Genomic DNA, 14,198 nt, shown 5'->3' with positions numbered 1-14,198 from the left:
GAGAAATCTATGGTTCAGAAAAAAGACAAAAAAAGGATAACAGAAAAAAATGAGATTGCAGCCAGAACATATGGAGCCAAAAACAGAGGAACACATTCTCGTTTGTCTGTCAGCGGCTCCGTCCAATGAAAAAATTGTCAGTACAGCAGCCAAAATGGCAAGTGCCTTGCAGGCACGTTTTACCGCATTATATGTACAGACCGGGAAAAATATGGATGGGACAGATAAAGAAAAGCTAGATGAACACATCCGGTATGCGGAAGAATTGGGCGCAGAAATTGTGATGACCCATGGGGAAAGTGTGCCGGTACAGATTGCAGAATATGCCAGGTTATCTAATGTGACCGAAATTGTCATTGGACAAAGTAATGCGCGCCGCAACCATTTTTTTAGTAAATCGTCCTTAACAGAAAAACTGATTGAAATTGTTCCGGAAATTGATATTCACATCATTCCAGATGTAATCAAAACCGGAAAATATTATAAAAAGCCTTTTACCTGGTATGCACAAAGGCCGTCTGCCAGGGATTGTCTTCTGACAGTATTTATTTTTGCAGTGTGTACCCTGATCGGTCTTTGGTTCCAAAAACTGAACTTTACGGATACGAATATTGTTACCATATATATTCTGGGTGTATTGCTTACTTCCATTGTGACAGATGGTTATCTTTGCAGCGTGGCAGGATCTTTTTTGAGTGTATTCCTGTTCTGTTTCTTTCTTACAGAACCAAGGATGTCCTTTCAGACCTATACAGTCGGATATCCAGTGACTTTTTTGATTATGCTGATTTCCTCTGTGCTGACAGGAGCACTTGCTGCAAAGTTAAAGGCACATGCAAAGATTTCTGCCCAGCTTGCTTTTCGGACGCAGATCTTGTTTGATACAGACCGACAGCTACAAAAAGCAAAAGGAAAAAAAGAAATCCTGGATGTTACCTGTACCCAGCTGGTTCGCCTTTTGAACCGGAATCTTACCGCATATGTGGTTGAAAATGGAACTTTGTCAGAAGGACAGTTTTTTACAGGAGAAACACAGGATACAGGAGATTTATTAACTGCAAAAGAGCAGGAAATTGCCAGATGGGTATATGAAAACCGTCAGCGTGCAGGGGCAACCACCCATCATTTCCCAAATGCCAAATGTTTGTACCTGGCAATCCGAAGCGGGGATCATGTCTACGGTGTAATCGGAATTCCAGTACGAAAGGAATCTCTTGATTCGTTTGAATACAGCATTTTGATTTCTGTGATCAATGAGTGCGCATTGGCAATGGAGAATTCACAAAATGCCATAGAAAAAGAACAAAATGCGGTCCTTGCAAAAAATGAACAGCTCCGGGCAGATCTTCTTCGGGCAATTTCCCATGATCTTCGTACTCCGCTTTGTTCCATTTCCGGTAATGCCGACATGCTGCTAAATAGCGGTGACCGTCTGGATGAAACTACCAGGCAGCAGATTTACACAGATATTTATGATGATTCGGAATGGCTGATCGGGGTGGTGGAAAATCTTCTTTCCATTACCCGGTTAAATGATGGCAGACTGAAGTTTAAATTTTCAGACCAGCTGCTGGATGAAGTGATCGCGGAGTCCCTGCGCCATATTAACCGGAAGCATGATGCATACAAAATAACGGTGGATTGTGAGGAACTTATCCTTGCACGAATGGATGTGCGGTTAATTATACAGGTACTTGTAAACTTAATTGATAATGCCATTAAATACACTCCGCCTGGTTCTGTGATCTGCATCCGGGGTTCCAAACAGGAGGGCATGGCGCAACTACGGGTAGAGGATAATGGCGCTGGGATTGCAGATGAAATGAAACCTCATATTTTTGAAATGTTCTATACCGGTAAGACCACCGTTGCAGACAGCCACCGGAGCCTTGGCCTTGGACTGGCACTCTGTCATTCCATTATAGAGGCACATGAGGGAACCTTACAGCTTACAGATAACAAGCCCCATGGCTGTATTTTTACATTTACTTTACCGTTAAGTGAGGTGACTTTAAATGAATAAAGCTTTAATTCTGGTGGTAGAGGATGACCGCCCCATCAGAAACTTAATTGTAACCACATTAAAAACCCACGATTATAAATATCTGGCTGCGGAGAATGGGGCATCTGCCATTTTGGAGGCTTCTTCCCACAATCCGGATATTGTGCTGCTGGATCTTGGACTTCCGGATATGGAGGGCGTGGATGTGATAAAAAAGATCCGCTCCTGGTCAAACATGCCAATTATTGTGATCAGTGCCAGAAGTGAAGATACGGATAAAATAGAAGCGCTTGATGCAGGGGCAGATGATTACATTACCAAACCATTTTCTGTGGAAGAACTACTTGCCCGTATCCGAGTTACCCAGCGAAGACTTTCCTTTACCCAGGCTGGTATGCAGCAGGAAACTTCTGTTTTTACGAATGGGGATCTGAAAATAGATTATACTGCCGGGTGTACTTATCTTGGGGAAAACGAATTGCATCTGACTCCCATTGAATATAAACTGTTATGTCTTTTATCCCGCAATGTAGGGAAAGTACTGACTCACACTTATATCACGCAACAGATCTGGGGAAGATGTTCGGAAAACGATGTTGCGTCCCTTCGGGTTTTCATGGCAACCTTGCGGAAAAAACTGGAGCCGGAAAAGAATGGGGTGCAATATATTCAAACACATATTGGGATTGGGTATCGGATGATCCGGATTGAAAAACTGTGAGTCGCATTCTCGTTACTTCAGTGATGAGTTAGACGCACTATTTTTTGAAATAGGGAACAAATGTTTGCAAATTCTTCTCGCATATGGTATAATAAAAACATGGATAAAAATATGTTTAATATCAATAATAATGAGCTTTCATATGGTAGAGGATATGTGTATTCCCTGCAGTACCATCTGGTATGAAAATACCGGAAGAAGGTTTTAAAGGATGGTATTGATGCAGAATGCAAGGAAATGCTCTATGACCTTGCAGAAGAATATAAATTTCAGACCCTGGCAATGGAGGTTATGCCGGATCATATCCATCTGCTTGTAGATTGCAGACCGCAGTTTTATATCTCTGATATGATCAAGATCATGAAGGGGAACATTGCCCGGCAGATGTTTCTTGCGCATCCGGAACTGAAGAAGGAACTTTGGGGAGGGCATCCGTGGAATCCATCTTATTGTGCAGTAACGGTAAGTGACAGGAGCAGGGAACAGGTATGTTCTTACATCGAAGGGCAAAAAGAAAAACAGAAACCTGAAAGAAGCAGTTTTTAAAACTGTAAGCAGAAAGAGGAAAAAGATGAAGACAGTATCCAGTTATGGCGTAGAACTGCGAAAACAGAATATCCCGATCCGCCAGACACTGGATATCTATCGTTCTGCGGTCAGCTGTCTGACGGAGACCTATGCCCAGATATGAGATGAACTGGCAGTGATCACGGAACCTAAAAAACGTTTCAATACTGCAGAACATCTGGTGCATACCACAAAAAAGAATCAGGCAAGGTTTGATTTTAACCTGCGATTTCCAAAGATGCCTTCTTATCTCAGAAGGGCAGCTATCCAGCATTCCCTGGGAAGCGTATCCTCATATAAGACGAGGCTGGAACTGTGGAAAAAAATGGATAAGAAAGGCGGCACGCCGAAGCTGGTGTGTGGTAATCATGCCATGCCGGTATTTTACCGTGATGTGATGTACCGTGAAGATACTGAGGAAAAAGATGGAGCGTACCTGAAACTTTATGACGGCCATGACTGGAAATGGTTCCGGGTCAGTCTCAGCCATACAGATATGGAATATCTGAGGAAATACTGGGCGGGAAAAAGAGCAGCAGCTCCCGTGCTGGAAAAAAGGCATCGTAAATACTTCCTGCGTTTTTCTTATACAGAAGAGGTGCCGCTTACAAAGGCACCTGTAAAAGAACAGATCATCTGCAGTGTGGATTTAGGAATCAATACGGATGCAGTCTGCACCATTATGCGGTCAGATGGAACTGTCCTGGGAAGAAAATTTATTGATTTTCCCAGTGAAAAAGACCGGATGTACCGTGTGCTGGGACGGATACGCAGATTCCAGCGGGAACATGGTTCTGTACAGGTAAAAAGCAGATGGGCTTATGCGAAGCGTCTTAACACAGAACTTGGAAGAAAGATCGCAGGAGCAGTTGCAGGATATGCGGAAGAAAACCACGCGGATGTGATCGTGTTTGAGTATCTGGAAACAAAAGGAAAGATATCCGGAAGAAAGAAACAGAAGCTGCATTTGTGGAGAAAAAGAGATATCCAGATAAGATGTGAACATCAGGTACATCGCAGAGGGATGCGGATATCCAGGATCTGTGCATGGAATACCAGTAGGTTTGCCTATGATGGGTCGGGAACAGTTGTCCGTGATCCAGGCAATCACAGTTTATGTACATTCCAGAATGGAAAAAGATATAACTGTGATCTTTCGGCGTCCTATAATATTGGAGCAAGATATTTTATACGGGAACTCTTAAAACCCCTTCCGGCAACGGAAAGGTCTTTGCTGGAGGTAAAAGTCCCTTCAGTAAAGCGTAGGATTTCATGTGTATATGCAGACTTAAGAGAACTATTTTCAGAAATGGAACTCTTAAGAGCAGCATAAACACAGGCAGATATACAGCGGATTACCTGCAGTGTGGGAACTTGCTATATCTGGTATGGAAAAAGCGCATGACTACGCATATCCTAAGCTACAGGCGTATCCGCCGATATTTAACCTTGTCGCTTAAAGCGACTGAGGAGCATGTGACTTTAGTCATGTGAGATCCACGGCAGATATATTGAGGTGCTTTATAAAGCTGCCAATTTCAGGCACTTAACAGGTGTGGCCACAAACCTTTCCGCAAAAAAGTTTTATAGTTATGCAGCAAAAAAGCTGCTTCAGGCTTCGCAGATATTTTTTACACCGCAGCACCCTTTTTCATTGTGTAAGCGTAAAATTAAGCATATCGGACAGATTGCAATGCTGGCTGGCTCAGAAGGCTTTATGTTGGAAGAGATTGTTACAGATACGAGAACTTATAAGTTTGGCACAACAGATCTCAATTTTACTCTATGCTTAAATAAAGAGTATGATGATCAGGGACAGCAAAAAGGCGATTGCTTTGTAGTAGAATCACTGCGAGATGAAGATTGTTTTTCTAAAAGTACAACAGCATATACAGTAACTCATATTTTCTCAGCACCGAATGATGCGAAAAAATATACAACTTTACTGTTTTTAGATGAAAATGCAATGATAGACAGTCTTCCGGATGAAATTAAAAACATGCTGGATCAAACTTTATTACATAAATAAAAATGGAGAGTCTTAGTTGGCGATTCAATTAATCTATCCTGAGGGTATGAGAATTATTGACAGCCGTATCATGTAAAAAGCACATGGTACGGCTGTTTTTCTACCCTAATAGGACCTGATGATCATAAAAATTCTGAACGATTTCGGGGGTGTTTTTATCTGAGATAATTTTTTTAAAATATTTGCAACCTTTTTAGGGATTCGCACGTCTAATAAGTAGGAGCACATAAATGAAGCTTCTATAGTATACTCCGGATGACTAGTCTGAGATAGGAGAGCTGGAACTACAATGAATGAGGTTTTGATACGAAAAGCGAAGAAAGGCGACAAGGATGCTTTTTGCAGGCTTATGGATGAAAATGTACAGAGTATGTACAAGATTGCAGCAGCATATCTGAAAAATGATGAAGATGTTGCAGATGCAATACAAGATACGATCCTTTCCTGCTATGAAAATCTAAGAAGTCTAAGAAAGAACAGATACTTTAAAACATGGCTGATACGCATCCTGATCAATAAATGTAAAGATGTCATACAAAAGAATAAACTGGTTACTTTTATGGATCAAATTCCAGAAACACCTTTTCATGAAGAATATGAGACAATAGAATGCTTACAGGCATTAGAACCATTGGATAGTAAATATCGTTTGGTTGTTATTCTGTACTACATGGAGGAATTTAATATCCGGGAAATCAGTAATATCCTGGATTTGCCAGAAAACACAGTGAAATCCCGCCTTCATCGTGGAAGAAAAAAAATCGCAGAGATATATGGATATAAAATTAAGGAGGAACGTGCCTAATGATGACTCTAAATAATAATGAGAAAGATTTCCAGAAAAAAATGCAAAAGGATACTGAGATTCCGGCGATTGTACATGAGCATATCAATCAGGCATATCATTTGATTGAGAATAATACGGTTACTCAGAAAAAAGCACCAAGGGATCCATTCCACTGGATGAAAATCGGAGGCAGGGTAGCAGGAGGTATGGCAGCGGTACTGGCAGTCGGATTCATATTCTGTGCAACCAATCCAGTAATGGCAAAGAATATCCCGGTTGTAGGAGGGCTTTTTGAACTCTTGCAGGATAATGTAAGTTTCTTTGGTGATTTTTCGGATTATGCAACAGCCTTGGAATCCGTTGATGGAACAACGGCAGATGGCAGTGAAGCAGATGGGGACAAGACAGGTAATGCCACTAGTGAGAATGCTTACATTAAAACAGCAGATGGGCTGACAATTACATGTTCTGAGGTATATGCCAACAGCCAGGCAGTCTATATAACTATGCAGTTTAAGAGTGATAAGCCATTTCCAGAAACGGAAACCAGGGCGGAAAGTGGAACACCGGTCATTGATCTGGATATGACTGGTGGTGTGGACTTTAATCCAGAGGCTAGTCCGGTGATCGACGGTCAGGTGGAAGGACAGTTTCTGGATGACAACACCTATGCATGCATTTTCCGTTATGATCTTGCTGAGGCGGCAAAAGACTATACGGAATATAATGAGAAATACGATGAAATGACACAGCAGGTAATGGATGAGATGGGAATAACTCAGGCGGACTTAGATGATCAGACGGATGAAGGTTATGCGCTGCTGGAAGAGTTTATCAATAAATTGTCTGAACGTGGTGGAGAATATCAGAAGTACATTAAAGAAATTGATATTCCAGATACCTTTAACCTGCATCTGGATATCACGAAGGTAAGAGGGCTGGAAGCAGACTATGAGTGGTCAGAAGCAGATGATGAAAAATATGGAAGGGATGCCGGTTACTACAAATATAAAGGTGACTGGAGTTTCGATATCCCGGTTACGGTAGATGATACCCGGACAGAAGTAATGGAACTCAATGATACAAACGATGCAGGTATCGGACTCAAATCCGTAATTCGTTCTCCGTATGAACTGACGGTAAATGAACTTTATAAGGAAGGATCCAACAGTGACTGCTTCATGGTAGCTCTTGATGCCAACGGAAACACACTTCCATATAATGAGTCTACTGGAAACTGTAATAACTTCGCAATTCAGGACAGGGATATTTCGACAGTAGATATTTATTTCCTGGATTATATCCAGTATATGGATGAATTGAAGGGGCAGCAGAATTTTGATAATCCTACGAAAGAAGACGGACAGAAATGGAAAAAACTTCTGGAGGAAAATGCAAAGTACCATAAGACATTACATTTTGACAGTGACAATGCAAAAAACTAATTGCTTCAAAGAAAGATAAATAAGACATGAGACCAAAAGAAGTGATAGGGCAATCAATGAGAACCACAAAATCGGCAAGACCAGGTTCAGTTGTTTATGTGCCGATGGATAAATCGGAATTCAGATCCATTATATTTTCAGAAAAGAAGAAAAATAAATTAAGAAAATTGTAATATTGATTATATTGATGATTTTTGTTATAGGCTGTTGTATATATGCAGGTATATCTTATTATTACTCATATCACTTCTTTTATGGGACGACCATCAATGGGATTGACAGTTCAAATAAGACAGCATATGAGGTTGAGCAGGAGATTGCTGGGAAAAAGGATAACTATACTATTCAGGTAAGGTCAAGAATGCAGGACCCGCAGGCCATTACAGGAAAAGATATTGATTATAAATACGTATCCAGCGGTGCGGTTCTCCAGCTGCTGAAAACTCAGAAATCATGGGAATGGATCGGCAGTCTTTTTGAAACAAAAAACTATATGGTTCAAGAAGAGACTTTTTTCAGCCGGGAGAAACTGGAAGAACAGGTAAATTCATTAAATTGTGCGAAAAAAGAGAATCAGATAGCACCGGAAAATGCGTATGTAAGTTTTGTTAACTCAGAATTCACTATTGTGCCAGAAACGGAAGGCAATGAATTAAATACCAAAGAAGCTTATCAGATGATATGCAGGGCAATCGATAACGATGCGGCAGAGGTAGATCTGGAAAGTGATCCAAAGGCTTATAAGAAAGCAGATGTGACGAAAGAAAGTTCAGAGCTTCAGAATATGGTAAATACATATAAGAACCTGACAAAAGTAAATATCACATATACATTTGGAGATGAAACGGTAACACTCGATGGGAATACCATCAAAAACTGGCTGCAGTTTGACGAGAAAGGGCAGCTGCTCCAGAATGATGAAGCCTTCCGGCAGCATGTAGTGGATTATGTGGCACAGCTTGCAGCAGATCATGATACAGTTGGCACTGAAAGACAATTCCAGACCACGAGCGGAAGGACGGTGTATGTATATGGCTCAGCTTATGGATGGAAGATTGATCAGGACAAGGAAGTAGCACAGCTCATGCAGGAAATTCAGTCAGGAACCCAGACAACCAGGGAACCGGTATATTCTATGAGGGCAAATGCACACGGGATCAATGATCTTGGAGATACATATATAGAGGTAGATCTTACAGAGCAGTATATGTGGTATTATCAGAATAGAAATATTATTTTTCAATCAGAAATCGTATCCGGACTGCCAAGCGATCCGGATAGGAAAACACCCCCTGGAATATTCACACTGAATTCAAAGAGCAGTCCATCCGTGCTGCGAGGTGAAATGACAGCAAATGGAACCTATTCTTATGAACAGCCGGTAACGTACTGGATGCCATTCAATGGAGGAATTGGCTTTCATGATGCAGACTGGCAGCCGTACTTTGGTGGTGACAGATATCTTACAGGTGGTTCTCATGGATGTATCAATCTTCCACCAGAAAATGCCGGACAGCTTTATAGTCTTATTCAGTATGATGTCCCGATAATCTGTTTTTACTAATATTTTGTTTATATATTCCCTTATTTTGTACATGGACTCTTTTATATGGAAGGTGTATAGTGGATAAAAACTATATGATAAAGATTATGGAGGCATAAGATCATGGCTGACTTGATAAATTTTGTTACGCTGTTGAATGGAAAATTTGATAATAAGGATCAATTTGAGAAAATAAGTAAGACAAATCCACAGTATCCATATGCAAAGCATATCAATACAATATGTAATTCCAAAATTGCAAATCTCCCAAATGGTTTCGAAGGCGTATTTATGATTGAAGAGAGCTATTATTCTGTACAGGGAACTACCCGCTCTTCTTCACATTTGTTTCTTTTCATGGAAGAAAGCAATTCAATAAAACTTATTTCTTATGAGATACCGGAAGGATATGATAAAAAGAATTTTACTTACAAAATGTTCAAAGGTGCCGACTATGATCAGCTAAAGTGTTCTGCAAAATTTACTCCTGCATTTTTCAGAAAATCAGGTGATATATGGGAAGGCGGAAGTGTAAGTATGTTTTCTCCCGTATTGAAATTTTCTCTGCATGAAAAGTTCACTGAAAATCAATTGGAAGTATCAGAGTCCATGGAAGTAAATGGGAAAAGAACTTTTGGTTATGATGAGCCGATTATTTACAAACGAATAAAATAGAACATTGACAGGGGATGCTCTGCTAAAAAGATTGATTTGTTGAGAAGAGCAGAATTCCTAAAGAAAGAGGAATACGTATGAACATTGTTTTTTCATCTGATAAGAAAGAATATAATACTATTAAAAAAGGTACTGAAATACTTCTGGCTGAAAATGACGGTTTCAACCAAAACATAGAATTGTTTGTTAAATTTCAGGACAGACCAGAAATATTGATCAATAAAAGAAAAAACCAGATTCATATCATCTGTCGGGAAATATCTCATTATTACCGCGCACTTAATTATGCCATACATCATATGGAAGAGGATGAATTTCAATATCAAGAGCATGTCTGCTTTGAAAGAAACGGTCTTATGCTGGATTGTTCCAGAAATGCTGTATTTACAGTTGAAAAGGTGAAATTCCTGATCAAGACACTGGCAAAACTTGGAATGAATGTACTCATGCTTTATACAGAAGATACCTATGAAGTAGAGGGGCAGCCTTATTTTGGGGCTTATCGAGGAAAATACACCAAGGACGAAATAAAAGAACTGGATGCTTACGCTTCCATGTTTGGGGTAGAGCTTGTTCCGTGTATTCAGACCCTGGCTCATCTGCACAATGCGCTAAAGTGGCCGGGAATGGATAAGATTCGTGATTCTGCGGACATTCTCCAGCCTGAAAAAGAGGAAACTTATCAGTTTATTGAAAAGCTGCTCCGCTCAGTAAAAGAGAGTTTTTCTACTAGCAGGGTACATCTTGGAATGGATGAGGCTGTCATGCTGGGACTTGGAAATTATCTAAAAGAAAATGGATATAAAAAAGGGTCACTGATAATCAGGGAACATTGTAACAGGGTCGTAGATATTTGCAGAAAATTAGAATTAAAGCCTATGATATGGAGTGACATGTACATTACAGCAAATTCTACAGGCGGATACTATGATCTGCCCGAAAATACGGACTGCTCCAAATGGGAAAAACCGAAAAAAGATTTAGGATTAGTGTATTGGGACTATTATCATGATGATACCAGAACCTATGAAAAAATGCTGGATATCCATGCGCAGCTTTCGGATAACGTTATTTTTGCAGGAGGTTCTTGGATTTGGAACGGAATTTCCCCCAATTATTCTAAGACCTATGCGTGTACCAAAGCAGCTCTTTCTACTTGTAAAAAATACAATATAAAAGAGGTTCTCTGTACAGCATGGATGGATAATGGTGCAGAAACCCCGATGGATGCTTTGCTTCCGGGACTTGTACTTTTTGCACACCTTGATTTTCACAGAGACTATGACGAAACAATCCTTAAGCAGGAGTTCAGGAACTGCACAGGCGGAGAATTTGATGATTTTATGGCACTTGACAATTTTGATTCCTTATTCTTAAATGCGAAAGAGAATAAAGAGGCTCAAAATCCTTCAAAATATCTGTTATACCAGGATCCAATGTTAGGCATTTTTGATTATCATGTGAAAGAATCAGGTGTCAATACAAAATCTTACTACCAAAACATACAGAAATGTATGAAGGAATGTGCAAAAAAAGCAGGAAAATATCAGCCTTTATTTTCATTTTATGAAAAACTGGCGGCAGTATTAGCTGATAAAGCCGATTTGGGCATGTGTATAAAATCAGCATATGACAGATCGGATAGGGCAGCGTTGAAAGATATCAGTCAGAATGTTATTCCTGGAATCATCTGTAATCTGACAGATATGAAATCATCAAGAGAAAAAATCTGGATGAACGATGCAAAGCCATTTGGTTATGAGATCCTGGATATAAAAATTGGTGGCGTGATTACAAGGCTTAAAAGTACAGGATCCCGGATTGACAATTATCTGAACGGAAATGTGCTTCGTCTGGAAGAACTGGAAGAGGAAAGACTTCCCTATTTTACCAAAGGAATGGACAAGCGGGAGAATTTATGGAATCGCATCATCAGTGGATGTGATTTGAATGACACGATCTGATAAAGGTAAATGAAAGGAATCAGGCTACGTATGAAAATTCTAGTGTTCTTAATAATTTTTGTATTTGCATTGTCTCTCTTTCGAATGATTCTGGAATGGAGTAAAAATAATAATAAATGTTCTCACCAGCGTTATAAACGATCAGAAAATAACGGTTTATACAGGAAATCAAAACTATTCTCACAGAATGGTTTTGGTTTCCTTTTTTGTTGTTACAAATCAGTTACAACTGCATTATAGAATTTAATGTATAATTAACCTGTGAAAAGATAGTTATAAAAACATGTGAGGTAATAATTATGAAGGCAAGAATTCTTGTGATAGAAGACGAAATGTCAATCAATGACCTGCTATGTATGAATTTGGAGATTGCAGGGTATGAAACAGTGGGATATCTGGATGGAAATGAGGCATATGAAGCAATTATTCAAGATCATGCGTTTCAGTGTGCACTTGTAGATATCATGCTTCCCGGAAGAGACGGATATAGCCTGTTACCGAAACTGAAGCAGTATGAAATCCCCGTAATATTTCTTACCGCAAAGGGAGATATCGCGAGCAAGATAAAGGGATTAAAAGACGGTGCAGAAGATTATATTGTAAAACCATTTGAAATGCTGGAAGTGATGGTCCGTCTTGAAAAAGTACTGGAACGTAATGGCACTGTACAAGAACAGATTCAAATTGGTGATGTCATCATTGATACTGCTAGTCGTACTGTTACAAAAATTGGCATGGAAATCTATTTAAAGCCAATGGAATATAACTGCCTCATGGTGTTCGCCAAAAATCCGAATAAAGCACTGACCAGGAATCAGATTCTGCAGGAACTGTGGAACGAAGAGTTCTGCGGAGAAACAAGAACTGTGGATGCACATGTGGGTCGTATCAGGAAAAAGCTTGGCTGGCAGGATAAGATTAAAACAATTCCCAGAATCGGTTACAGACTTGAGGTGGATTTATGAAACTCTTAATAAAGATCTTTTCTCAGACTACATGTATCATTTTGTTGGTATCGTCAGGGATCTTTCTCTATACCACTTATTGTTGGAAAAATCAGAGTATACAGAATATCAACAGTTATGAAAGCAGTATATTCAGAACAAATATCTTACAGTTTGAAAATAAAACAAGCCTTTCTGACAATCAGAAACAGAATGCCGACAACGAAATGCGCCCCCAAATAGTTACTTATGCTTTTCGGCAGGTTTTTCATGACAGCGCGGTTTTATATCTTGATGGAAAAATGATCTATAATGGAACTGTTTATGAATTCGATGTAAAAAAGTTAAGAGAATTATGTGAAAGTAAGGCAAACATGGTGGATCATGGCATCAACAGTGACGGTCATGGCCCTATGATCAGTCAGATAAATGGAAGGACACTTTTGTTATTTTACTATGGCAATGTAAATATGGGATATCAGATTGTTACTTATAAAGATATAACAGATGTAATAGAAAAAAGTCATCTGCTGTTTTTTCAGACGGGTGGATTTACTTTATCTTTGATCGTGGTGATGGGAATTATCCTTTATTTGAGCCTTCGAAAAATCACAACACCGCTTACAAGCCTAAGAGAAGCTACGCTTCTTGTTTCTGAAGGTATTTATGATTTTAAAGTACCGTCAGAGGGCAATACAGAACTTGCGCAGGTAGGTGCAACCTTTAATTTTATGACAGGTAAAATAAAAGAACAAATTGAAAGTCTTTCTAACATAAACCGGACACAAAAACAGCTTATTGGAAGTCTGGCTCATGAGCTGAAGACCCCAATGACTGCAATCATAGGCTATGCAGATACATTGCTTACTGTGCGCCTAACCCCGGAAAGGCAGGAGAAGGCTCTGATTTATATTGAAAATGAATGTCGCAGGCTGTCAAGACTTTCTATGAAAATGCTGGAATTAACCGGACTCTACGAAGCTTCGGAAGACTCATTCAATCCAGTGGAAATACAGGTGGATAATTTCCTGAAAGAAGTAAAAGAACTTATTGATTGCAGGCTTCAAGAAAAAAACATCTCTCTTGATGTATTTTGTGAACCAAAAGAATTGGTAAAGAAGTTTGATCAGGACTTAATGATAAGTGTAGTGACAAATCTAATTGATAATGCAGTCAAAGCTTCCAGGAAAGAATCTAAAATTGTGCTTGAGGCAACCCCAGACCATCTGATGGTTCAGGATTTTGGAAAGGGAATACCGAAAGAGGATCTGGAAATGGTGACGGAACCATTTTATATGGTAGACAAATCTCGTTCCAGGGCAAAAGGAAGTGTAGGGCTCGGTCTTTCTTTATGTCAGAAAATTATAGAACTGCACGATTTCCAACTGAAGATTGAAAGCAATCCGGGAAAAGGAACTACCGTCTCTGTTTTCTGGTAATCACACTAACGTTTACATATCAGTTACAAATCGCGAAAGATTTGGTGTAATGCTCGATGATATACTTATAACAACCTTAGAA

At 39.6% G+C, this 14,198-nt stretch carries 11 protein-coding genes and 1 pseudogene; all 12 read left to right on the top strand.

Features of this window, described 5'->3' with window-relative positions; translation table 11 throughout:
* The first annotated feature begins 49 nt into the window (after positions 1-49).
* Positions 50-2,023, top strand: coding sequence for an ATP-binding protein (locus WMO28_RS09485; protein ID WP_349056793.1), 1,974 nt, complete (start codon positions 50-52; stop codon positions 2,021-2,023).
* Positions 2,016-2,723, top strand: a complete 708-nt coding sequence (locus WMO28_RS09480; protein ID WP_349056792.1) for a response regulator — start codon at positions 2,016-2,018, stop codon at positions 2,721-2,723. Before WMO28_RS09485 ends, WMO28_RS09480 begins: the two co-directional genes overlap by 8 nt.
* A 99-nt stretch (positions 2,724-2,822) precedes the next feature.
* Positions 2,823-3,269: pseudogene (gene tnpA / locus WMO28_RS09475) on the top strand (IS200/IS605 family transposase).
* Positions 3,270-3,426: 157 nt separating this feature from the next.
* Positions 3,427-4,623 carry an IS200/IS605 family accessory protein TnpB-related protein gene (locus WMO28_RS09470; RefSeq protein ID WP_349056791.1) on the top strand — a complete coding sequence of 399 codons (1,197 nt, stop codon included), beginning with the start codon at positions 3,427-3,429 and terminating at the stop codon, positions 4,621-4,623.
* Positions 4,624-4,785: 162 nt separating this feature from the next.
* Positions 4,786-5,319 carry a PBECR4 domain-containing protein gene (locus WMO28_RS09465; RefSeq protein WP_349056879.1) on the top strand — a complete coding sequence of 178 codons (534 nt, stop codon included), beginning with the start codon at positions 4,786-4,788 and terminating at the stop codon, positions 5,317-5,319.
* 289 nt (positions 5,320-5,608) lie between these two features.
* The gene (locus tag WMO28_RS09460; protein WP_114002663.1) at positions 5,609-6,124 is read left to right on the top strand and encodes a sigma-70 family RNA polymerase sigma factor; all 516 of its coding nucleotides are present in this window, start codon (positions 5,609-5,611) and stop codon (positions 6,122-6,124) included.
* Entirely contained in the window at positions 6,124-7,551 is a 1,428-nt protein-coding gene (locus WMO28_RS09455; RefSeq protein WP_349056790.1) for a DUF4179 domain-containing protein, read from the top strand. Before WMO28_RS09460 ends, WMO28_RS09455 begins: the two co-directional genes overlap by 1 nt.
* A gap of 361 nt (positions 7,552-7,912) precedes the next feature.
* Positions 7,913-9,115, top strand: a complete 1,203-nt coding sequence (locus WMO28_RS09450) for a L,D-transpeptidase family protein (RefSeq protein WP_349056789.1) — start codon at positions 7,913-7,915, stop codon at positions 9,113-9,115.
* Between the two features lie 102 nt (positions 9,116-9,217).
* On the top strand, positions 9,218-9,769 hold the full coding sequence (locus WMO28_RS09445; RefSeq protein WP_227235009.1) for a hypothetical protein: 552 nt from the start codon (positions 9,218-9,220) through the stop codon (positions 9,767-9,769).
* A gap of 77 nt (positions 9,770-9,846) precedes the next feature.
* A complete protein-coding gene (locus WMO28_RS09440; RefSeq protein ID WP_349056788.1) occupies positions 9,847-11,733 on the top strand; it encodes a beta-N-acetylhexosaminidase in 1,887 nt (628 codons plus the stop codon).
* A 299-nt stretch (positions 11,734-12,032) separates the two neighbouring features.
* The gene (locus tag WMO28_RS09435) at positions 12,033-12,698 is read left to right on the top strand and encodes a response regulator transcription factor (protein WP_349056786.1); all 666 of its coding nucleotides are present in this window, start codon (positions 12,033-12,035) and stop codon (positions 12,696-12,698) included.
* A 281-nt stretch (positions 12,699-12,979) separates the two neighbouring features.
* Entirely contained in the window at positions 12,980-14,116 is a 1,137-nt protein-coding gene (locus tag WMO28_RS09430) for a sensor histidine kinase (protein WP_349056785.1), read from the top strand.
* Positions 14,117-14,198 lie beyond the last annotated feature (82 nt).

The sequence above is a fragment of the Blautia aquisgranensis genome (assembly GCF_040096615.1).
GTDB lineage: Bacteria > Bacillota > Clostridia > Lachnospirales > Lachnospiraceae > Blautia_A > Blautia_A aquisgranensis.
Note: the sequence above shows the minus strand (reverse complement) of the source record. Positions and strands in the feature narration are given on the sequence as shown.